This window comes from Paenibacillus sp. 1A_MP2 (assembly GCF_052244825.1).
In the GTDB taxonomy this organism is placed as follows: Bacteria; Bacillota; Bacilli; order Paenibacillales; family Paenibacillaceae; genus Paenibacillus; species Paenibacillus vandeheii.
Genome location: NZ_JBQQCS010000001.1, coordinates 3,121,151 through 3,142,715, shown reverse-complemented (window position 1 = coordinate 3,142,715; position 21,565 = coordinate 3,121,151). Strand labels below are relative to the sequence as shown.

The window sequence follows — 21,565 nt, the reverse complement described above, 5'->3', positions numbered from 1 at the left end:
GATTCCCTCATTCAAACCAGATGGTCGTAGACCGTCATCAGTTCAGAGGCTGGTCTGCCTGCATCAGTATCCCGAAGTGCAGACTGGTCTCCGTAACCGATGTGGAATACTCCCAATACCTTTTCCTCACTCGTTAAACCCATCAAATTCATAAACACGGGATGCTGTTGATAGTCATTGATCTTCCAGACAGCATTCAAGCCTTGCTCCGCTGCCAGGATGCAAAAACGTTTGCTCCAGGCTTTTGCAGGCATTAAATGGTCCTCCCTCGCACTTGAAGGGGCGACGACAACCAGATGTGCCGGGATAGCTTCGGTATATTGATATGTAGCCCAGTCCCCGTAACGATCTGCCAAATGTGGTGGATAACTCTGTCTGACCGCCTCCAGATACAGTTGACGTCCTTCACTGGCGAACAACATAAACCGCCAAGGCTCTGAACTCATCACATATAAAGATGGATCTGCTTCATCCAGCAACTGTCTTATAACCGACTGTGGTACGGGCAACGGGCTGAATTCACAAGTTCCTGTACGTTTCTTGCCGCTTGCTGCATCTTGTCTCAAACCGGTAGACATGGCTCATCCCTCCTTGAACTGCACCCTATATCACAACATCCCTTGTCATTCTTCACATCAACCAGTTTTTTTTCGGTTCAGTCTCACTTCTCCAGCGATCAACCTCTTCATGCACTCTGACTTTGTCCCGAACCGTAAATTGGTCAGATTCCAACTTCTCTGCGATCGGAATGCTATCCCGAATCAATCGAATATAATCCATTGAACGGACAAGCGATTGACGTCCAGGGATGTATCGAATCTTGCGGCCTTCGAGTAAACAATAGATTTCGATCATGCCTGGCAGCTTGCCAAAGGCTTCCCAACAGAACGCGCTCACCATGTGCTGGAATGCCTCAACGACGTTTGGATCATGGACAACCATAAATTTTTGAATGAGCAGTGAATCCCAGCCCTCTGGCTGCCAAGCTGCCTGAAAGATCATGGACAGATGCATCGACAAGGAAGGAAGCTCTGTTCGCCATTGTTCAAACAAAATGGTTGGATGCTTCAGATCATCGTTCATGGCAATGGCGAGGGATAATTCATCCGTAATTTTGTTTTTTACATCCCAATAATGAAGTACCGATTCGAAACCGGTTGCCTTTCTGGGCCACCACTTTTCGAGCAAATACTGTACAGGCACCTCTTTGCGCACTTCCGGGTCCAAACTGTAAAAAGCATTAACTGCATGGCTGACAGCATATTGTACACGATGTCTCCATTGCAGCGGTGAGCGCTGCTCAGCCTCCGGTTCCGGGCGGATGAACCGATGCGGGCTGCGCAGCATCTCTTCCAATCTGTAATCTTCGAGCAGCCGTACCGAGGTGTCTGACATTCCCGGCTGCAAAGCTGCCTGAACATTATGTCTTAACATGAGTTATTAGGACACCTGTAATCCGGCAGCAGCGAACCGTTTACCGAAATCACGGCACGTATCCTTCTCCTGCTCCATCGGACTGTATTCAATCTTCAGCATCTCTGGAGATACCTCCGCCCCACGTTCCACCAGCTTCGCAGCCGCGAGATCAACGGCACCACAGTACTGCTCATAAGAAGTATCTCCGCTTCCGAACACCGCAGCTCGTTTGCCACTCAGATCAAGCTCATCCAGCTCTTCGTAAAAATCGAGGAATTCATCCGGCAGTTCACCGTCTCCCCACGTGTATACTCCAATGAGAAACCCATCATAATCAAGCACATCAGATGCATTGCAATCCGTGACGGACTTGAGATCCACTTCATGCCCACCTTGTTTAATTCCTTCTACGATCAGTTCCGCAATCTCTTCCGTATTTCCAGTCATACTTGCATAAGCCACTAACAATTTAGCCATCTATTTTTCCCTCACTTTTTATTGATCATGTTATACTGTCCCTGAAGAAGTAATATTTGAATGTATCAAAATCATATGTGATAATGATTATCATTGTCAAATTAAATTTTCACTATCATTCCATTTCAGTATATGGTGATGAACCCTATTCAACACCATGAAAAGCACCTTGACTTCGTTAGGCCAAGCGTTTTTGATCAACTATTATAAAAAATCATTTTATGAACAGATTTATTATATTCCAGTTATGAAAGTGCAGCATGAGGTGATCATCTTTCCACAATGGGTTTCCGCCCACCGTAACTGGCGTACAGGCCCTTTTTTGTTGTACAATAGTATCCAAATGACTTTTGAAGGATGGATAAATACTTATGTACGTAGCAAAGAACTGGAAGGACTATGAAGTAATCGATACAGGAGGCGGCGAAAAGCTGGAGCGTTGGGGTGATGTGATTTTGCGTAGACCTGATCCACAGATCATTTGGCCCCTTGAAAAAGAAACCAATGAATGGCGCCAGGTGCACGGCCATTATCACCGCAGTTCTTCAGGAGGCGGCAGCTGGGATATGAAAAAACCGATCCCGGAACGCTGGACCATCGGATACGAGAACCTGAAATTCCACATTAAACCAACCAGCTTCAAGCATACCGGTCTGTTCCCTGAGCAAGCGGCCAACTGGAGCTGGATGATGGATAAAATCGCCGGAGCAGGCCGTCCCATCTCTGTACTCAACCTGTTTGCATATACAGGCGGTGCTACAGTTGCAGCTGCTTATGCTGGAGCTTCAGTAGTACACGTAGATGCAGCCAAAGGCATGGTGCAGTGGGCGAAAGAAAATGTTCAATTATCCGGACTTGCGGATCGCCCAGTTCGTTTCATCACAGATGATGTATTCAAATTCGTACAGCGCGAACAACGCCGTGGCAATCGGTACGACGCGATTATTATGGACCCGCCTTCCTATGGCCGGGGCCCTAACGGGGAAACTTGGAAGCTGGAAGAAAACCTCTATCCTTTCCTGAAATCGTGTATGGAAATTTTGTCGGATAACCCATTATTCATGCTGGTCAACTCCTATACAACCGGTATCTCCTCCACCGTTCTGCGCAACATGCTGACAATGACGATGTCTGCCCAGTACGGCGGTCAAATTACCGCAGGCGAGATTGGTCTTCCAATTACCCGTAGTGGTCTGGATCTGCCTTGTGGCATCTTGGGCCGCTGGGAGTCCTGATCATGTCCGAACATTTGCAAGGAACCGGTAATATACCGATTCTGTTTGAGGACAATCACCTGTTAGGCATTACGAAGCCGGTCAATGTACCTACACAGGAAGATGCATCAGGTGATCCGGATTTGCTTACACTGCTGAAACAGGATTTGAAAGAACGGTATAACAAACCTGGCAACGTTTATCTCGGTCTGGTGCATCGTCTTGACCGCCCCGTTGGTGGTGCGATGATTTTTGCCAAAACATCGAAGGCAGCTTCCAGATTATCCGAGATGGTTCGCGGACGCCATTTCCGCAAAATATATGCGGCTGTTGTACATGGCAAACTGCCCGCACAGCAAGGGACGTTAAAACACACCCTGCTAAAAGATGCGCGTACGAATACCGTCACCGTTGTACGTCAGGGTACAGCCGGCGGTAAAGACGCCGTTTTGGATTACCGGGTCATTGGCGAAACCGATCGTTATAGTCTGGTTCATATCGAATTGCACACTGGCAGATCCCATCAGATTCGGGTTCAAATGAAAGAAATCGGCTGCCCGCTATTCGGAGATCAGAAGTACGGTGCAAGTGTGAATAAGCCCGGACAACAAATCGCTCTCTGGTCTGCCATTGCAGCTTTTCCTCACCCCGTAACGAAGGAAGAAATTGTCCTACAGTCCCTGCCTCCCCGTGAATTCCCATGGGCAGAGTGGCCGGCTGCTGTGTATGATAAAGCATTTAAAGCAGAACATTAATTGTTAAAATTAATAATAATCGTCCACAGGATCAGGTCAACTTCTAACCGTAAACCGTGTCATCCAGATCGTATCTGAGTGACACGGTTTTTTTACTCAAATGAAAGGAAGACCCATTATAATGACACCGTTTACGAAACAGGTCGTCGCCATCATCGCAGCAATTCCTGAAGGAAAAGTCATGACCTATGGGCAGATTGCCGCTCATGCAGGCAGCCCAAGAGCTGCCAGACAGGTTGTACGCATTCTGCACTCCATGAGCCGGAAAGAGCGTCTTCCCTGGCACCGCGTCGTCAACGCCAAAGGTCTTATCTCCATTCCAGACGAGCATTCGAGGCTGATGCAGGAGACGGAGCTCGTTAGTGAGGGCGTTGAATTTCAGTTGGATGGGAGCATTGATCTCAGACTCTTCGGGCATGATCCTGGTCCTGCCTTCCTGCTTGATCCACCGACTGATGAAAAATAAAGTCAAAACAAGGCATAACCAAAAGAGAGTTCAGGCAGTATGATCTGCCTGAACTCTCTTTTGGTATATATAAAGCCTTTATGGAATGAATAATAACAGTCTTCTAAGTAGATTTAAGCTGTAGCATTCACTTTTTGCTGCTCCGTTGTGACTGGTTCAGTAGCCGGTTTGGTTTTACGGATAAAGAACGCCAGCAGCAGAGCTACGACAGTCATCGCAGTCGCTACGACAAACGCATAGTTTACACCGTAGATTGTTGCATCTGCGGTAGCACGCATCATTGCAGCCTTATCATCTGCAGCAATTTGGCCTGTAGCCAAGGTATCTGCCAGATGAGATTTCAGCTTGCTGCTCATAATTGTAACGAGAATTGCTGTACCAATGGCACCCGCAACTGTACGCAGTGTGTTGGACATCGCTGTACCATGCGCGTTCAGGCGCTGCGGCAGCTGATTCAGGCCCGCCGTTTGAATTGGCATCATCAACATCGACATACCGAACATACGAGCTGTGTAGATAAACATCATGTAACCATACGTTGTATCGATCGACAAACGGCTAAGTCCCCAAGTGGTGATGGCCGTAATCGCAAGACCGGCAACGGACAACCACCGTGCTCCGACTTTATCGAAGATGCGGCCTGTGATTGGAGACATAATCCCCATCAGGATCGCGCCCGGCATCATCAGCAAACCAGATTCAATCGGTGAGAATCCACGAATATTTTGCAGGAAAATCGGAAGCAGAATCATACCTGCAAACATCGCCATCGTTACGAGCATATTAATGATCGTTGTTAATGTGTACATGTTGTATTTGAAAATACGGAACTCCAAAAGCGGATGATCGGTCGTCATCTGTCTAATAACAAACAGGATCAGAGATACAGCCCCGACAATCAGACAAGCAATAACGATGGCACTGCCCCATCCGTCTGTACCTGCATCACTGAAGCCGTACAATAAGCTACCGAAACCGAGTGTAGAAAGGATAACGCCTGGATAATCCAGTTTAGGTTTGGACTGACGTGTTACGTTTTTGACAAAAGCAATACCGATTCCCGTCGCAATGATAGAGAATGGCAAAATGATATAGAACAACAGTCTCCAAGAATAATGCTCAACCACATAACCCGACAGTGTCGGTCCAATGGCTGGAGCCAGAATCATCGCGATCCCCATCGTACCCATGGCCTGACCACGCTTCTCAATTGGGAAGATCGTCAAGAATACAACGGTCATCAGAGGCATCAGGATACCTGCACCCGCCGCTTGAATAACACGACCTACCATCAGGATACCAAAGGTCGGACTTAAACCACAGACCAAGGTTCCTAATGTAAATAGCGTCATGGCTGTAATAAAAATTTGACGTGTCGAGAATTTGGCGATCAGATACGCCGTAACCGGAATCAACACACCATTGACGAGCATATAGCCTGTTGTCAGCCATTGGGCTTTGTTCGCACCGATGCCGAGGTCTTCCATGATCTTAGGAAGAGCTACGTTCATCAACGTTTGATTCAGGAAGGCGACGAATGCACCGATTAACAATGCGGCCACAATCGGGCCTTTCTTAATGTTGTCCATCGCGGAGGATGGCGCTGCTGCTGCAGTAGTACTCATTGGTTGTTCAACTCTCTTCCTTCTAACTTTTCAATCATTTGATTATGAATTCTTAGCAGGTGCTCAAGGTCTTCCTTCGGGATATCCAGAATGGGCGACACTCGCTCCATCCACAAACGGTGTGTCTCCTGCTGGGCCTGCTCCCCTTTGTCCGTAATCTGTAGCTTTACGGATCGGCGGTCCGAGTCCGAACGTGTTCGAACTATGTACTCACCCTTAACCAGACGTTCCACCACAGCGCTCATGGAGCTGCTGCCCATATGACAGAGATCAGCCACTTCATTGATACCGATCGAAGGACGCTCCTTCAATATGGATAACACCATAAATTGAATCGAAGTGAGCTCGATTTCCTTGTTTTCATTCCAGAATGCCCGGAAGAGCATTTGATTGACCTGCCGAAATGAATTAATAATGTAGAATACTTCGTATGTGTCAGACATTAATTCACCCTTTTTACTTATGGAATATAATATTTCGTACACGAAATATCAGGGGAACAATTACTTATTATAACAAAAAAAATTACATAGTCAACTCTTTACATATAAAATTCTATAAATTATTCTTAGTCATTCAAAGTAGGCAAAACTCTTAATATACACATCAATAAAAAATAACCATAGCGCTCCTGCATTTTCAGCAAGAGCTCCATGGTTACTATTATTGGTCCATCGTCATTATGATGTGGACAAGGCATGCTCTTTTGTTTTTGGTGTTGTCATTTTGCCTAATAGATAAACCAGCAACTGCTGGTTATGCATTGAAATATTGCTGAGAACCGAATTCATAAATTCATTACGGATCGTGATCCCCCGTTCGGTCTCCATGCGTCCCTTATCGGATAGGGATACCCATACGATTCTTCGATCCTGATTATCGCGTTCCCTGCGAATCAGACCGTTTTTCTCCATACGATCCAACAACATTGTTACTGCTGCGGGTGTTGTAGCCAGAAAAGGAATGAGATCGGATGGTTTCATCTTCTCGTGATCCTCAAGAACCTCCAGTACGGCCAGCTGCGCCTCTGTTAAAGACGGTGCCAGCTCATGATCCATATGCAGCTTGTAGTCCTTGGTCAGCCTCGACCAGCACTTGGCAAAATCGGAATTATACATCTTGCATCGCTCCTCTCTGCAACCGGTTATCACTTCACCTGCTTAAGTTTTCGCCCTTCAAAGCCGCATTCCTGCTGCCTTTTTTCAATTTCCCAGCGATCGACTGTAATCGACGAAGGTTGTTAAACTTCGCATGGAGGTCCTCTTTTAATCTGCGTCCGAACAACAAAATAAGACTCTTCGCATGACAGGTTTCCCTGCTCTGCAAAGAGTCTTATTTGAATCCTTATTAGGAGGAAGAAGCTGCCTGATTCTCTGCTAGATCCAGGATAAGCTCCACAATTTCATCCTGTTTGTCCACATGCACAAGCAATTTACCGATATGCTTCCGTTCAGTAATAAGTACAGATTCCGAAGAAATGTGATGAGATTGACCTTCTTTGGTCATCACCGTTACATTCCGTTGCTCCCTGCAATAGAACGCTCCGGCAATTCGGCTACCGTTCGGTTTCACCCGTTTGCCTTCCTTGAACTCAAAGGTTGCCAGTCCCTTGCCGCCACGGCTTTGCAGAGCATAATCCAGCAGCAATGAGCGTTTGCCGTAACCCAAGTCAGACAGTATAGCAACCTCGCCTTCATCACCTTCCACCCACAGAACAGATACGACTTCATCCGTTTCTTTTAACTGAATACCACGTACGCCCCCAGACACACGCCCCATCGGATTCACTTCATCCTCACGGAAACGGATGGCCATGGCTTCTTTGGTGATCAGCATGATGTCCTTGCCACCTGTGCTTAGATGAACGGATAGTACCTCATCATCCTTGCCGACTTTGCATGCGGCAACAGCGCCGGAACGCTTGGTGACGTATTCCTTCAGCTCGGTACGCTTCACCTGTCCTTTGCGAGTGACAAAGACCAGACTGTGATCCGGTTCTTCGAAGGATTTAACAGCAAGCACACTTGAGATCCGATCATCCTTCGCCAGAGGAATGACGTTGACGATTGCCGTCCCCGGGTCTTTCCACTTGAATTCCGGCACCTGATGCACAGGTAACAGGAAATACTGGCCTTTCTTGGTAAACACCAGCAGATTCTCAAGAGTGTTGACTTCAAGGACCTGGGCGATATAATCGCCTTCTTTCACACCACTTGCGTTACGCTCCCCGCCAGATCGTGTGAATGACTGCATGCCTGTACGCTTGATGTATCCTTCTTTGGACAATGTGACAAATACATCTTCCGCGTTCACCAGCACTTCCAGATTAACCTTGAGTTCTTCCACTTCGCCCTGAATGGATGAGCGACGGTCAATTCCGTACTTCTCACGAATCTCCATCAGCTCTTTGCGGATGACTCCGATCAGTTTGCGGTCACTATCCAGAATGGAGCGTAACTGCGCGATCTTTTTCATCAGTTCGCCGAGTTCCTTTTCCAGAGAAGTTATCTCGAGATTGGTCAATCGGTATAATTGCAAAGTCAGAATGGAATCCGCCTGACGTTCCGAGAAACCAAACATCCACATGAGGTTATTTTGAGCATCCTGACGGTTCTTCGACGCTTTGATAGCCGCAATGACCTCGTCCAGGATGTTAAGAGCTTTTACCAGACCTTCCAGCACATGTGCACGGTCTTCCGCCTTCTCCAGCTCAAAGCGGGTACGGAACGTCACTACTTCACGCTGGTGAGCAATATAAGCCTCGAGAATGGATTTCAGCCCCAATTGCTGAGGCGCTTTATTCACAATCGCAACCATGTTGAAGTTGTACGTGACTTGAAGATCGGTTTTCTTCAGCAAATAAGCCAAAATCCCTTGTGCATCTGCTTCTTTTTTCAGCTCAACTACGATTCGCAGGCCTTCACGCCCACTCTCATCCCGCACTTCCGCAATCCCTTCAACCTTTTTCTCCAGTCGGATGTTTTCCATCGCTGTAACCAGACGGGATTTTACGACCTGATAAGGAATCTCGGTAATCACGATTTGCTGTTTGCCACCACGCATATTCTCGATATCAGTTTTGGACCGGAGATAGATCCGTCCTTTACCTGTGCGATAAGCATCCAGAATTCCATCGCCGCCCATGATTAATCCGCCAGTCGGAAAATCTGGACCTTTCATAAACATCATGATCTCGTCCAGTTCAATCGATGGCTTCTCCATCACGGCAATACAAGCATCAATAGTTTCACGTAAATTATGTGGAGGGATCTCCGTTGCAAAACCAGACGATATCCCACTTACACCATTGACCAGCAGGTTCGGATAACGGGACGGTAATACAACCGGTTCTTTGGCCGTATTATCAAAATTATCCTTAAACAGAACAGTCCGTTTCTCGATATCGCGAAGCATCTCCATCGCGATGGGAGACAAACGGGCCTCCGTATACCGCATAGCCGCTGCCGGATCATCATCCTGTGACCCCCAGTTTCCATGACCGTCTACGAGCATATGCCCCATTTTCCACGGCTGTGCCATCCGTACCATACCATCATAGATGGAGGAATCCCCGTGAGGATGGTAGTTACCCATAACATCCCCAACCGTTTTTGCGGATTTCCGATATGGTTTCTCCGGTGTATTACCTGAATCGTACATAGCGTAAAGAATACGCCGCTGCACCGGCTTTAATCCATCCCTTACATCGGGAATGGCCCGGTCCTGAATAATGTATTTGGAGTAGCGACCGAAACGGTCACCCACGACCTCTTCGAGAAAGGCAGGCATAAATTGTTCTGATAGACTCATTCCAAGCACCTTCTATTCTTCGTACTCTGTAAAGTCGACGTTCTCTACAATCCAGCGTTTGCGTGGATCAACCTTATCACCCATGAGTGTAGATACACGACGTTCTGCTTTGGCTGCATCGACAATCTCTACCTTGAGCAATGCACGTGTTTCCGGGTTCATCGTAGTCTCCCACAGTTGATCCGGGTTCATCTCACCAAGTCCTTTGTAACGTTGAAGCTCCACATTGTTTCCGAATTCTTTCATGTAATTCGCCAGCTCTTCATCGGTCCAGGCGTAACGCACACTGGCCATTTTGCCGGATTTGCGTGTCAGCTTGTACAGTGGCGGCTGAGCGATATATATTTTCCCTGCATCAATTAGCGGTTTCATATAACGATAGAAGAAAGTCAGCAACAGTACCTGAATATGTGCGCCATCCGTGTCGGCATCCGTCATAATTATGATTTTGGAATAATTGCTGTCTTCAACTGCGAATTCCGTTCCAATACCTGCACCGATCGCTGATGTAATGGCACGGTATTCTTCATTTTTGAGGATATCGGCCAATTTCGCTTTTTCCGGATTGAGCGGTTTACCCTTAAGCGGGAGTATCGCCTGAATCTTGGAGTCACGTCCTTGTTTCGCTGAACCACCTGCGGAATCCCCTTCGACGATAAACAGTTCATTCCGGGTAAAATCCTTGGATTGTGCCGGAGTCAGTTTACCGTTCAGGTTGGAACTTTCGCTGCGTTTTTTGCCGGTTCGCATCTCATCCCGGGCTTTTCGTGCAGCTTCTCTGGCTCTGGAGGCCTGAACTGCTTTGCGAATCAACGTTTGCGCAACCTGCGGATTTTCTTCCAAAAACCGCTGGATATTTTCAGACACGACGGAATCCACTGCGCTTCGCGCGGAAGCGCTACCGAGTTGATCCTTCGTTTGTCCTACGAATTCAACCTCCGACATTTTGACACTAATGACCGCCATCATGCCTTCACGCAAATCATTACCTTCGAGGTTTTTATCTTTTTCCTTAATCATGCTGGTACGCCGTGCATAGTCATTCATCACACGTGTATAAGCTGCTCTGAATCCGGTCTCATGTGTACCGCCGCCCCTGGTGGGAATCGAGTTCACGAATGACGCCAGCGTTTCCGTATATCCCGCGTTATACTGGATCGCCACTTCGACCTCAATGTCATCCTTCTCCGCATAGAAGTGAATGACATCATGCAGCACATCTTTATTTTCGTTAAGAAAAGCAACAAACTGGCTTGCTCCGCCTTCGTACATGTACTCATCCTGATTGCCTGAACGTTCGTCCTTGAGCACAATTCTCAGACCTGAATTCAGAAAAGCAATCTCCTGAAGACGTTCTGCCAGTGTATCATAATTCAATTGAATGCCGTTCTGAAACACCCGAATATCCGGTTTAAACGTAACTTTGGTTCCCGTCCGATTGGTATTGCCCAATACTTCGAGACCAGACACCGGTTCTCCGACATGCTCAACGCCTTTTTTGTCCTGCCAATACTCGAATCGTTGACGATGAATCTTGCCATCACGGAAAATCTCGACTTCAAGCCATTCGGACAATGCGTTCGTAACTGACGCACCTACACCGTGCAAACCGCCTGATTTTTTGTATCCTGATCCACCGAACTTTCCGCCTGCGTGCAAAATCGTAAACACGACCTGGGGAGTAGGAATCCCTGTTTTATGTATACCTGTCGGAATTCCCCTTCCGTTATCCTGAACCGTAATAGAACCGTCCTTATGCAGCGTGATATCGATTTTGGAGCAGAATTTGGCGAGATGTTCGTCGACAGCGTTGTCCACGATTTCCCATACCAAATGATGTAGACCCGAAGCACTGGTGCTGCCGATGTACATTCCCGGCCGTTTCCGTACCGCTACCAGTCCTTCAAGTACTTGAATGTCGTCCGCGTCGTAGCCTGAAGACCCTTGTCCTCCGCCTGTCGAACCTGCCGACATATCGATTTGCTCGACCATTCATGCTCCCCCTTCTTAACTTGCAACTAAAAAAATGCCTAAAATGCAAACAGATGTTTTCTTATCCTTGTCCATTTTAATTCAAGATATCCCGTTTCGTAAAGACAATGAATGACACAAAGAGTGAAGCAATGCCCCAAACACTAAGCACAATAAGGGAAAAACCCAAATTCATCCCTTCAATTGGTGGCAAACCGCCCGACAAATAATTCGGAAGTTCGAGGTTAACCATGAATAAATATTTGGCTGACTGCCAGGAAGCGGCCATACTGGTGAGAATCGTTCCTGCGATGAGTGCTGCCATCATAATGACAATACTTGCAGCTGTACTTCGCACTAATACAGAGACCATGAAGGCAAGCATCGCCACAATTATACTGACGAACCAGATCAGTCCGGCCTGCATCAGCATATATAGCCACTGGTCCACAGCATGGACTGCTGACATATCGACATCTGTACCCACAACCTTGAATCCGGTAAAGATCGGCATGCCGAAGCCTTTGTATCCGAACACTGCTCCCGAGATGACATAACAGATAATATATGCCGACACCACAATAATCGACACGAACATGATCAGCGTTATGAGTTTGCTCAGCAACACTTTCCAACGTTTGACCGGACGGGTCAGAAGCATTTTGATTGTACCTGTGGTTCGCTCACCGGAAACCAGATCCGAAGCAATCGCCATTATGAGCAGCGGGATAAACAGTCCGACAGCGTTATTCATGAATTCCCGTGTAAACGTTACACCACCAGGCTCCTTCGGATTGATGTCATTCTCCAGATAGTATTGCATTTGCTGGATGTACACCGTCCTGTACTTTTTGTATTCTTCAGGTACCCGGTCACTTCCAAGCGAGTTCTGATTATCCGTAATGGCCTGCTGCAGCTCAAGCCGCCAGTCGCCGCCAAACTTGTCACGATTATTTTCCGCAGATTTCATCTGGGCATACGTAAACATCGGGACCAACACCGCGAGAACGATAAAAATAATATAAAGACGTTTTTTCTTCACCATCTTGATCGTTTCGTTTCGGATCAGCGGCATGATATTACTCAATGGATTCACCTTCTGTCATTTTTAAAAATAGCTGTTCCAGTGTTGGCTGAATCCGCTGTACGCCTTCAACCTGAATTCCGGCTTGTACCATCTGCTGTACCAAGGCCGGAATTCGATCCTCATGCATTTCCGCAACGACAGCGTTCGAACCAAGTCCTGCAACAATGGTATCATCCATGACGTCTGCAGGACGATCCACCAGCGAAATGCCTGACTCCAGCAACATTTTTTTGCCTAACTCCAACGGAGTAACATGCCATATTGCCAATTTGGAGTGATCTTCAATCAGTTCATTAACGCCACCAACCGTGAGTACCCGCCCTGCACTAATAATCGCCACTCTGTCACAGAGAAGCTGAATTTCGCTGAGCAAATGACTACTGACGAATACAGCCATGCCTTCACTTGCAAGCTGTTTGATAAAGATACGAAGTTCCTTAATTCCTTTCGGATCAAGTCCGTTCGTCGGTTCATCCAGAATCAGCAGCCGCGGGCGCCCAAGCAATGCCTGTGCAATGCCAAGCCGTTGACGCATCCCCAGAGAGTAGGTCCTTACTTTATCATGAATCCGCTGATCGAGGCGTACAATATCCACTACTTCCTGAATACGGTCATTATCCACCCGGGCTGCATACGGGCAAAATGCTCAAGATTCTCCCATCCAGTCAAATAGGTGTACACTTCCGGGTTTTCAACAATGGAACCGACGTATTTCAAGGCTCGTTCAGGATCACGATTGACATCATAACCACAGACTTGAATTTTGCCTTCCGTTGGTTTAATCAGATCGACTAACATTCGAATGGTTGTTGTTTTCCGGCCCCATTGGGACCCAGAAAACCGAAAATCTCGCCTGGTTTAACGTCAAACGTAACATCCTTAATGATCCACTTGCGTCCAATTTTTTTCTTCAGATGCTGCACGGACAATACGGGATCAGTCTGTTCTTGTGACATTTATTTTCCGCTCCCTTCTGCTGGAGTCTCTGCCTGATATTCCTGTGCAATCCGAACCGCAATTTGCTCGTAACCTTCTCCATTGGGATGAAAATGATCTGATGACAGATACTGTCCCAGATGATTTTCAAACAGATCAAATGTAGGTACGAGTGTCATCTTGTCCTCGTTGTTCAGAACCTGCATTGCAGCATCGTTCCATGCAGCTACAACTGCATTTCCCGGCTCTTTGAGTTCTTTCACATCACTAAACGGATTGTATAGCCCTATGTAGGCAATCTGTGCATCAGGGTTAATTTCTTTCACTTTCTTCAGAATCTCCTGCAAACGCTTTGACGTCTCCGGTAATGCCGCTACAAGTGTTTCTGCCGTTGGCACGTCTTCTCCCTGTAGAACTTGTCCTCCCTGGAATAGATCATTGGCTCCAATCGACAACAGAATAAAGTTGGATTGTTGTAAGACATAACGTACGCCCTGTTCATCCAGCTTGTTCAACAATGCGTCTGTTCTCAAACCATTCACACCCAAATTGTTCAACACCTGTACATCGTATCCTTGATCCTTGAGCAAATTTCCTGCCCTTCTTACAAAACCAAGCCCCTCATCATCCCCCGTACCTCGTGCCAGGGAATCGCCGATCACAGCCATTCGAATTTTACTGTCATTCACCGCAGGCGTTGATTCCCCGCTTTCCTTGGCAGGAATTGTCGTCTGCTGTCCTGTACCTAACTGCGCATCTCCCTTAGGAAAAATGACATCTTTAATCGCGTAGCCAAATCCGAACAACAGCAGCAATGTAGTCAGTATGGACACTGAACTGATTGTTCTCCAGATCCATGGCGCCGAATCAAGATTTCTTTTTTTCATTCATCACATCTCCGCTCATGTACACCTGGCCGGGTACTTAAAATTTATAATGATTTTACATTAAGATGACGCGTTTTCTAAATAACATAAATGTTCTGTCGTAAATTTGCAAATTTTGCCGCTATATAAGCAGATTTCGTTATCAAATAAGCTTTTACAAAAAAAGCTATGTCACGCACAGCTTCAAGCTGCGGTGACATAACCTTTTGAATTAAAGCAGATTATTCTTCAATATAATCCATTAGTTGCCGGTAAATTCTGAGCCCAATATCCGTTATAGTATCCAACACCGATTTTCGTAAAGTTTTTGCTCAGGATATTCGCACGGTGACCTTCACTATTCATCCAGGCTGTTACAACCTCTTGAGGTGTTTTTTGCCCTTTTGCAATATTCTCACCAGCATAGCTGTACGTTACTCCGAATTGTTTCATCATGTCAAACGGAGAACCATAGGTCGGTGATTGGTGATCAAAATAATTGTTGTTGCTCATATCTTTAGCTTTGGCTAAAGCCACTTTGTCCAAAAGAGCATCGGAAGCCAATGCGCTTAAGCCTGCTTTGGAACGTTCAGCGTTCACAAGTTTTACGACCTGAGCTGCAAAATCCGATTGTGTGCTCTCACTGCCACTGTTGCCTGTATTACCTGTAGTTGTCCCAGTACCAGTTCCACTATTTGAAGGATCTTTGGTTGGTGTAGTTGCCGGTTTCTCTTCTTGCGTTGGTTTTGCTGGCGTTACCGGTTTGGCAGGTGTTGTCGGTTGAGCAGGTTTGGTTGTTTGATCAGGCTGTGTTGCAGGCTTCTCTACTGTTGTTTGCCCTTCGCCATTGGATACAGTGTAACCATTATCTTTGAGCCATTGTTCAATGTACGCTTTTAAGCTTTCCGCACTCGTAATTTTATACGTTGTCGTTTTAGTAGTAGTTTTATATGATGCATCTGCAGCAGAAGCGGAAGCAGGGAGCATAACCCCTACGGCAAGTACGGCTGTCAGACTGCTGGTTACGACGGTTTTCATCCATTTCTTCTTCAAATTCATTCATCTCCTTAGGAATTAGTTATGACAACTTTGTAATTAATACTCTTGGAGTATATCAATTCATAAGTAGATTGTGAACCCATAAATTATGGAAAAGTAACTTTTTTGTAATTTCTGCAATCTGTTTCAAGTGAGGGTGGACGGTTTAAAGTACATTGCGCCATATTCTGCAATCTGCTCTTAAAACGCTGGCACATCAGCAAAAATTCCAACCATGAGTCTTAAAATACGGCATAAAAAAATGGCATCCGGACAAAAAAAGCTCGCCGAATGCCACTTATCTTCTATTTATCATTCATCACAATTTATCATTCACCACACCAAAAACGTGAAGATCGGGATATAATAAAACTCTTTTTCTATAGAAGGACTTTACTGAAACGATAGCCTCTCTTCTGGAAACCAATATGCTCGTAGAAAGAATAGGTTGTTGAAGTCACTTCACGATTCGCTCCGGTGACAAACAATTGTTTCCCACCTTGCTGTCTGCCCCAATCCTCGGCACGAGCCATCAGACGACGGCCAATTCCGCCCCCACGATATTCCTGCCCTACAATCAAGGACGTAATTTGGGCGGCAGGTTCCGGATAGGCATGACTTTGCACACATTGCAAGCCAATCACGCCAATAATTTGTTCATCCACTTCGGCAACAAGCATACACGCGTTTGGATTGCTTTCCAAACATTCAATGCGCTCTTTCATGACATTGGCTGTTGTGGGATAGCTGACCTCTCGCATCAGTCCCGTTACCGCTTCAGCATCTCGCAGCTCACACTCTCGGATCATCAGTACAGGGGCCTCAACATTATTGGACATGATTTACCTCCACTTTCAGCATATTAGCGGCTTGTACCGCTGTTTTACGAGCTTCTTCCACATCTTGGCCGGCACTTAATGCTACGGCCATTCGGCGTCCCACTTTGGTTTCAGGTTTGCCAAATACACGAACCTGAGTACGAGGAAGCGCCAGTGCTTCTTCAATCCCGCCTACAGTAAAGTCAGATGTTTCATCATTAGCCTTCAGCGTTGCTGAAGCTCCCGGTGTCAGTAAATGTACACCTGTAACCGGAAAACCAAGAATTGCACGCACATGCAGCGCAAACTCGGAACTATCTTGCGTTACCATAGTAACCATGCCTGTATCATGTGGACGAGGCGATACCTCGCTGAACACGACTCCATCTGATGTCAGGAATAATTCAACCCCAAACAGTCCATAACCACCGAGTTCATCTGTAACAGACTTGGCAATATGACAAGCTTGCTCCCATTGCTCCGGTGTCATCGCATGAGGCTGCCACGATTCGACATAATCCCCATCTTTCTGAATGTGACCGATCGGAGGACAAAATACAGTCCCTGAGACAGATCTAACAGTGAGCAGCGTAATTTCGCTGTCAAACTTCACAAAGCTTTCCACAATGACACGTACGGATTTGCCTCTTGCTCCCGAAAGAGCAATGTTCCAGCATTCCTCTACGTCATCCGATGTGCGGCATACACTCTGCCCTTTACCGGAAGAACTCATTAGTGGTTTGATGACGCATGGTGTACCCAATTCACGAACAGCTTCCTGAAGTTGTTCCAGGTTGTCCGCAAAAAGATAGGCCGCTGTCGGAAGGTTCAATTGTTCGGCTGCCAGACGGCGGATGCCTTCGCGATCCATCGTTAAACGGGCAGCACGGGCCGTAGGAACGACACAAAATCCTTCTTCCTCAAGCTCGAGTAAAGCTTCTGTTGCAATGGCTTCAATCTCAGGTACGATGTAATGAGGTTGTTCCTTTCGGATCAATTGTTTCAGAGCTTCGGCATTTAACATGTCGATGCAGTAAGACCGATGTGCAACCTGCATGGCAGGTGCGTTTTCGTAACGATCAACAGCGATCGTCTCTACTCCCAGTCGTTGGGCCTCAATAACGACCTCTTTCCCAATTCTCCGCTGCCCAGTAGCAGCATTTTTTTGGCTTGAGCCGAAAATGGAGCACCCCACATGTTCTTTCCAATCCTCCCAAAGAGAAATCTTCTATATCTATCTCTCTATTTTCGGGGTTTTGGTTAAAGAATGCAAGAGTGCTCCCTATTTTTCTTGTGAATTTTACAAGATTTTTTGTGTTTTTTCGATCAAATTTTACAAAAATCTGTATTGAGCTTCTATTAATCCATTATAAACTCCTTGTTTCTGGATAAGTTGCTCATGGTTTCCTTCTTCCTTGATTTCACCATGATCCAGCACGATAATGTTATCCGCATTTCGAATCGTGGACAGACGGTGGGCTACCATAAAGGAAGTTCTTCCTTTCAGCAGCACCTTCAAAGCCTCCTGAATTTTGAGCTCCGTCTCGGTATCGATACTGGCAGTCGCTTCATCCAAAATCAAGATTCGAGGGTCAGCCAGCAAGGCACGGGCAAAGGATAACAATTGCCGTTGTCCCATAGATAATACATTCCCCCGCTCTTCGACTTCCGTATCGTATCCAGCCGGCAGCTTCATAATAAATTCATGGGCATTAACAGCCTTCGCAGCTTCTTCCACTTCTTCATTGGTCGCATCCAGCCGTCCAAAACGAATATTATCGCGAATGGTGCCAGAGAAGATAAACGTATCCTGCAACACAATACTGATCTGACTGCGCAGACTTTCAACCGTTACATCCCTTACATCCTGACCATCAATGGTAAGGCGTCCGCCAGAGATGTCATAGAATCGGCTGATGAGATTGATAATGGTACTTTTACCGGAACCCGTATGACCTACAAGTGCAATCGATTGTCCGGCACCTGCAGCGAAACTGATTCCCTTCAGCGCCTGTCTGCCCTTCTCATATTCAAACACGACATTGTCGAATACAATATCCCCTTTAATAGAAGCAAGCGGTTTGGCTCCAGGTTTATCTGCAATACTCGGCTCCTCATCCATAAATTCGAAGATCCGTTCGGAGGAAGCCATGGCAACGAGCAACTGATTGTACATCTGTCCCAGACGGTTAATCGGGTCCCAGAAGTTGCCGACATAGTTGGCAAAAGCTACGAGCAATCCGATCGTCAGCTGCCCCTCTTGAATCAGATAAGCACCAAACCAGAACAGGATTAACGTGCCGAAGCCGCCTGTAATTTCAATCAGAGGACCAAAGCCCTGGTTCATGGCCGATGCTCTATCCCATGATTTTTTGCTCGACAGATTCATGTTGTCAAAATACTTCATGTTTTCTTTTTCCTGCGTATAGGCCTGGGTCACACGAATCCCCTGAATGGATTCATTCAAATGGGAATTGATGCGTGAGTTCTTCATACGTACATCCTGCCAGGCACGGCGGATCAGCACACGCAGTTTTGTCGAAATGATAAACATGAGCGGAACGGTAATGATGACCGCCAGACCCAGTTTCCAGTTGATCAGCAGTAAAATGACGATAATCCCCAACAGCTGCACACAGTCAATCATGACGTTGACCGCACCGTTGGTGAACAGATCCTGCAGGGAGTTGATATCATTGGTGACACGCACCAGCACCGAACCCGCAGGTCTTTTGTCAAAGAAGTTAAAGGAGAGCTTCTGGATATGTTTGAACAAATCGGAACGAAGATCATAAATGACCCGTTGCCCGATAATGTTCGTAAATTTGATTCGGTACGTATTGGCTGCCCACTGGATCAGGTATAACACAAGCACTGAACCAGCAATAATATAGAGCATTGTCAAGCTTGGCAGCCCCGTTGCAGGTGCAATTGCTCTGTCTATCGCCAAACTGATCAAAAATGGAACGGATAATTTCGTAATGGTACCCAATATCATCATTAGAATAATAAGTGGCAAGAGTTGTCTTGCATAAGGTTTCATGTACGAGAACAAACGTCCGAACTCACGCCAGTTAAACGGTTTTTCAATTATTTCGTCGTCCTGATATACAAAACGTTCATTCATTTTCTTGTCAGAGGTCTCTTGGACCTCACGCCTATCGGCTACCGTTTCGGCACTCATGAATTCACCTGCTCCCCAGCCTCCCGCTTACCGCGGGCAATATAATCTGCGTATTGAATCTCATAGACGTCCCGGTAAGGTCCCGGCTCTTCAATGAGACGTTTGTGTGTGCCACGTTGAACGACCCGTCCTTCATCCAGTACCAGAATCTCATCTGCGTGACGCAGGGAAGAGATCCGATGCGCAATGATAAACGTCGTTCTTCCACGCATGACTTCCTGGAATCCGGATTGAATCTCATGCTCGGTCTCCATGTCGACTGCACTGGTTGCATCGTCCAGGACGAGAATTTTCGGATTCTTGAGCAAGGCCCTTGCAATAGCAATCCGCTGTTTCTGTCCTCCCGACAAGCCCATTCCACGCTCCCCTACAACCGTATCGTATCCTTCAGGGAATTCCATGATAAACTCATGGGCTTTGGCCAGTTTAGCAGCACGGATAATTTCGTCCATGGATACATTTTTGAGACCGTATGAAATGTTGTTGCGAATGCTGGAAGAGAACAGGAACGTTTCCTGGAACACAGAAGCAATCTGACTCCGCAGGCTTCGAATTCCAATGTCCTTAATATTTTTGCCGTCCAGCTTGATCGTGCCCGAGTTCACGTTGTATGCACGCATCAGGAGTTGAATAATAGTTGATTTACCCGAGCCTGTTCCTCCGAGGAAGCCGATGACCGAGCCTGGTGGCGCATCAAAGTTAATATCGGTTACTGCCGGCATTTTATTGCCGTAAGCAAAGGTAACGGATTCAAAGGTTACATGCCCATTGACTTGATCAGCCTCTACAATGACTGGATCTTCTGTCTCTTGTACATCTACCGGCGTATTCAACAGTTCCAACACCCGTTCACCCGATGCTTTGGATTGCGTATAGTTGTTGATGTGGAAACCAAGGTTCCACATTGGACCGATTATGTACCAGATCAAACTGAAAAAGGCAACGAGTTCACCGAGTGTTAACGTTTTCTGAATAACCATGTTCCCACCAATGAGGAGCAGAAGAACTACGCTGACAGAAGCGAGAATCTCCATGATCGGAAAATATTGACTCCATAATGTTGCTGCATGAATCTGGTTCGTTTTGTAACGCTCGTTGCGGACGGAAAACTTCTCCACTTCGTGAGGCTCACGTGCAAATGACTTTACAGTACGCACACCTGTAATATTCTCCTGTACCGCTGTCGTCAGTGAACTGAGTGCCAGCCGCATTTCTTGGAACGCAGGGTGAATTCGGGATTCGAATCTCAGCGCAACGAAGGCAAGCAGAGGAATACATATGAGCGTTAGCAAGGTAAGCTTCCAACTCATGGTCATCATCATGATTGCGCCGAATACGACCATCAGAACCATGTTGAGAATTTGAGCGAAGCCAAATCCGATAAAGTTCCGGATCGCTTCGAGATCTCCCGTGAGGCGGGACATCAAGTCTCCCGTTTTGGCCGTATCATAATACCGGAAGGATAAAAATTGAAGCTTTTCGTAACACGCGTTACGAAGTCGGTACGCCAGGAAATTCCCGAGGCGACCTCCAAAAAGACCGTGTAAAAATTGCATTCCCGCTTTCAAAATAACGACACCTAATACCGTTAAAGCAAGTTTGGGAACGTCTTCAAAATTGCGCGGAGTGATGACGTCATCAATCAGTATCCTTAGCAGGTTCGGATACACCAGACCAAGCGCGGTCGCTATGGCGAGGCATAAGATCGATAAAAATAAATACGTGCGCTTCTCCCAGAAAAAGATCTGCAATTGCCTGAGAACATCCATGTCTCTCCTCCTCTTATGTCGTTCAAAAACAGTATGAACATTTATGAAGTTTATCACCGTCCCCCATTCGCGGCAAAGCGAATAAGCGACCATATTCAGGCTACTTTCACCTTAATGCGTCATTAAGGGAGGT

The 21,565-nt window shown here is 46.6% G+C and carries 17 protein-coding genes and 2 pseudogenes; 3 read left to right on the top strand and 16 right to left on the bottom strand.

Going from position 1 to position 21,565, the window contains the following annotated elements:
* Nucleotides 1–11 precede the first annotated feature (11 nt).
* Genes ACTWJ7_RS15445 through ACTWJ7_RS15435 form a run of 3 tightly spaced genes read right to left on the bottom strand, consistent with a single transcriptional unit; the run spans nucleotide 12 to nucleotide 1,893 of the window.
* The gene (locus ACTWJ7_RS15445) at nucleotides 12–578 is read right to left on the bottom strand and encodes a nitroreductase family protein (protein ID WP_285080203.1); all 567 of its coding nucleotides are present in this window, start codon (nucleotides 576–578) and stop codon (nucleotides 12–14) included.
* 52 nt (nucleotides 579–630) lie between these two features.
* The gene (locus tag ACTWJ7_RS15440) at nucleotides 631–1,434 is read right to left on the bottom strand and encodes a hypothetical protein (RefSeq protein WP_301877467.1); all 804 of its coding nucleotides are present in this window, start codon (nucleotides 1,432–1,434) and stop codon (nucleotides 631–633) included.
* A 6-nt stretch (nucleotides 1,435–1,440) separates the two neighbouring features.
* Nucleotides 1,441–1,893 carry a flavodoxin gene (locus tag ACTWJ7_RS15435; RefSeq protein WP_079349348.1) on the bottom strand — a complete coding sequence of 151 codons (453 nt, stop codon included), beginning with the start codon at nucleotides 1,891–1,893 and terminating at the stop codon, nucleotides 1,441–1,443.
* A 371-nt stretch (nucleotides 1,894–2,264) separates the two neighbouring features.
* On the opposite strand from ACTWJ7_RS15435, the gene ACTWJ7_RS15430 reads away from it, so the two are divergent.
* The 3 genes from ACTWJ7_RS15430 to ACTWJ7_RS15420 all read left to right on the top strand — a co-directional run bounded on the left by ACTWJ7_RS15430 (nucleotide 2,265) and on the right by ACTWJ7_RS15420 (nucleotide 4,328).
* Nucleotides 2,265–3,128 carry a class I SAM-dependent methyltransferase gene (locus tag ACTWJ7_RS15430; protein ID WP_024630567.1) on the top strand — a complete coding sequence of 288 codons (864 nt, stop codon included), beginning with the start codon at nucleotides 2,265–2,267 and terminating at the stop codon, nucleotides 3,126–3,128.
* 2 nt (nucleotides 3,129–3,130) lie between these two features.
* Nucleotides 3,131–3,862: an RluA family pseudouridine synthase gene (locus tag ACTWJ7_RS15425; RefSeq protein WP_301877469.1), complete on the top strand. Its 732-nt coding sequence runs from the start codon at nucleotides 3,131–3,133 to the stop codon at nucleotides 3,860–3,862.
* 121 nt (nucleotides 3,863–3,983) lie between these two features.
* Nucleotides 3,984–4,328: an MGMT family protein gene (locus ACTWJ7_RS15420; protein ID WP_301877470.1), complete on the top strand. Its 345-nt coding sequence runs from the start codon at nucleotides 3,984–3,986 to the stop codon at nucleotides 4,326–4,328.
* A gap of 113 nt (nucleotides 4,329–4,441) precedes the next feature.
* Here ACTWJ7_RS15420 and ACTWJ7_RS15415 read toward each other — a convergent pair whose 3' ends face one another.
* The 13 genes and pseudogenes from ACTWJ7_RS15415 to ACTWJ7_RS15355 all read right to left on the bottom strand — a co-directional run bounded on the left by ACTWJ7_RS15415 (nucleotide 4,442) and on the right by ACTWJ7_RS15355 (nucleotide 21,432).
* Nucleotides 4,442–5,953, bottom strand: coding sequence for a DHA2 family efflux MFS transporter permease subunit (locus ACTWJ7_RS15415; RefSeq protein WP_024630570.1), 1,512 nt, complete (start codon nucleotides 5,951–5,953; stop codon nucleotides 4,442–4,444).
* The gene (locus ACTWJ7_RS15410) at nucleotides 5,950–6,396 is read right to left on the bottom strand and encodes a MarR family winged helix-turn-helix transcriptional regulator (protein WP_301877473.1); all 447 of its coding nucleotides are present in this window, start codon (nucleotides 6,394–6,396) and stop codon (nucleotides 5,950–5,952) included. The genes ACTWJ7_RS15415 and ACTWJ7_RS15410 overlap by 4 nt, the downstream gene beginning before the upstream one ends.
* A 237-nt stretch (nucleotides 6,397–6,633) precedes the next feature.
* The gene (locus tag ACTWJ7_RS15405) at nucleotides 6,634–7,071 is read right to left on the bottom strand and encodes a MarR family winged helix-turn-helix transcriptional regulator (protein ID WP_024630572.1); all 438 of its coding nucleotides are present in this window, start codon (nucleotides 7,069–7,071) and stop codon (nucleotides 6,634–6,636) included.
* A gap of 229 nt (nucleotides 7,072–7,300) precedes the next feature.
* Entirely contained in the window at nucleotides 7,301–9,763 is a 2,463-nt protein-coding gene (gyrA, locus tag ACTWJ7_RS15400) for a DNA gyrase subunit A (protein ID WP_301877474.1), read from the bottom strand.
* A 12-nt stretch (nucleotides 9,764–9,775) separates the two neighbouring features.
* On the bottom strand, nucleotides 9,776–11,755 hold the full coding sequence (parE, locus tag ACTWJ7_RS15395; RefSeq protein ID WP_024630574.1) for a DNA topoisomerase IV subunit B: 1,980 nt from the start codon (nucleotides 11,753–11,755) through the stop codon (nucleotides 9,776–9,778).
* 76 nt (nucleotides 11,756–11,831) lie between these two features.
* Complete coding sequence (locus ACTWJ7_RS15390; RefSeq protein WP_024630575.1) at nucleotides 11,832–12,821, bottom strand: ABC transporter permease; 990 nt, start codon at nucleotides 12,819–12,821, stop codon at nucleotides 11,832–11,834.
* Nucleotides 12,814–13,781: pseudogene (locus tag ACTWJ7_RS15385) on the bottom strand (ABC transporter ATP-binding protein). The gene ACTWJ7_RS15390 and the pseudogene ACTWJ7_RS15385 overlap by 8 nt, the downstream one beginning before the upstream one ends.
* A complete protein-coding gene (locus tag ACTWJ7_RS15380; RefSeq protein WP_301877476.1) occupies nucleotides 13,778–14,644 on the bottom strand; it encodes a GDSL-type esterase/lipase family protein in 867 nt (288 codons plus the stop codon). The pseudogene ACTWJ7_RS15385 and the gene ACTWJ7_RS15380 overlap by 4 nt, the downstream one beginning before the upstream one ends.
* Before the next feature lie 228 nt (nucleotides 14,645–14,872).
* On the bottom strand, nucleotides 14,873–15,676 hold the full coding sequence (locus tag ACTWJ7_RS15375) for a CAP domain-containing protein (RefSeq protein ID WP_443145595.1): 804 nt from the start codon (nucleotides 15,674–15,676) through the stop codon (nucleotides 14,873–14,875).
* Nucleotides 15,677–16,041: 365 nt separating this feature from the next.
* Nucleotides 16,042–16,500, bottom strand: coding sequence for a GNAT family N-acetyltransferase (locus ACTWJ7_RS15370; RefSeq protein WP_024630579.1), 459 nt, complete (start codon nucleotides 16,498–16,500; stop codon nucleotides 16,042–16,044).
* Nucleotides 16,490–17,676 (bottom strand): annotated as a pseudogene (purT, locus tag ACTWJ7_RS15365) (formate-dependent phosphoribosylglycinamide formyltransferase). The gene ACTWJ7_RS15370 and the pseudogene purT overlap by 11 nt, the downstream one beginning before the upstream one ends.
* 136 nt (nucleotides 17,677–17,812) lie before the next feature.
* Nucleotides 17,813–19,663, bottom strand: a complete 1,851-nt coding sequence (locus tag ACTWJ7_RS15360) for an ABC transporter ATP-binding protein (RefSeq protein ID WP_301877478.1) — start codon at nucleotides 19,661–19,663, stop codon at nucleotides 17,813–17,815.
* Nucleotides 19,660–21,432 carry an ABC transporter ATP-binding protein gene (locus ACTWJ7_RS15355; RefSeq protein WP_079349356.1) on the bottom strand — a complete coding sequence of 591 codons (1,773 nt, stop codon included), beginning with the start codon at nucleotides 21,430–21,432 and terminating at the stop codon, nucleotides 19,660–19,662. The genes ACTWJ7_RS15360 and ACTWJ7_RS15355 overlap by 4 nt, the downstream gene beginning before the upstream one ends.
* Between the last annotated feature and the right edge of the window lie 133 nt (nucleotides 21,433–21,565).

What these genes read in the sequence shown, in the direction of transcription:
- ACTWJ7_RS15445 (WP_285080203.1), bottom strand. Translation starts at nt 578, where the DNA reads ATGTCTACCGGTTTGAGACAAGATGCAGCAAGCGGCAAGAAACGTACA.
- ACTWJ7_RS15440 (WP_301877467.1), bottom strand. Translation starts at nt 1,434, where the DNA reads ATGTTAAGACATAATGTTCAGGCAGCTTTGCAGCCGGGAATGTCAGAC.
- ACTWJ7_RS15435 (WP_079349348.1), bottom strand. Translation starts at nt 1,893, where the DNA reads ATGGCTAAATTGTTAGTGGCTTATGCAAGTATGACTGGAAATACGGAA.
- ACTWJ7_RS15430 (WP_024630567.1), top strand. Translation starts at nt 2,265, where the DNA reads ATGTACGTAGCAAAGAACTGGAAGGACTATGAAGTAATCGATACAGGA.
- ACTWJ7_RS15425 (WP_301877469.1), top strand. Translation starts at nt 3,131, where the DNA reads ATGTCCGAACATTTGCAAGGAACCGGTAATATACCGATTCTGTTTGAG.
- ACTWJ7_RS15420 (WP_301877470.1), top strand. Translation starts at nt 3,984, where the DNA reads ATGACACCGTTTACGAAACAGGTCGTCGCCATCATCGCAGCAATTCCT.
- ACTWJ7_RS15415 (WP_024630570.1), bottom strand. Translation starts at nt 5,953, where the DNA reads ATGAGTACTACTGCAGCAGCAGCGCCATCCTCCGCGATGGACAACATT.
- ACTWJ7_RS15410 (WP_301877473.1), bottom strand. Translation starts at nt 6,396, where the DNA reads ATGTCTGACACATACGAAGTATTCTACATTATTAATTCATTTCGGCAG.
- ACTWJ7_RS15405 (WP_024630572.1), bottom strand. Translation starts at nt 7,071, where the DNA reads ATGTATAATTCCGATTTTGCCAAGTGCTGGTCGAGGCTGACCAAGGAC.
- gyrA (WP_301877474.1), bottom strand. Translation starts at nt 9,763, where the DNA reads ATGAGTCTATCAGAACAATTTATGCCTGCCTTTCTCGAAGAGGTCGTG.
- parE (WP_024630574.1), bottom strand. Translation starts at nt 11,755, where the DNA reads ATGGTCGAGCAAATCGATATGTCGGCAGGTTCGACAGGCGGAGGACAA.
- ACTWJ7_RS15380 (WP_301877476.1), bottom strand. Translation starts at nt 14,644, where the DNA reads ATGAAAAAAAGAAATCTTGATTCGGCGCCATGGATCTGGAGAACAATC.
- ACTWJ7_RS15370 (WP_024630579.1), bottom strand. Translation starts at nt 16,500, where the DNA reads ATGTCCAATAATGTTGAGGCCCCTGTACTGATGATCCGAGAGTGTGAG.
- ACTWJ7_RS15360 (WP_301877478.1), bottom strand. Translation starts at nt 19,663, where the DNA reads ATGAGTGCCGAAACGGTAGCCGATAGGCGTGAGGTCCAAGAGACCTCT.
- ACTWJ7_RS15355 (WP_079349356.1), bottom strand. Translation starts at nt 21,432, where the DNA reads ATGGATGTTCTCAGGCAATTGCAGATCTTTTTCTGGGAGAAGCGCACG.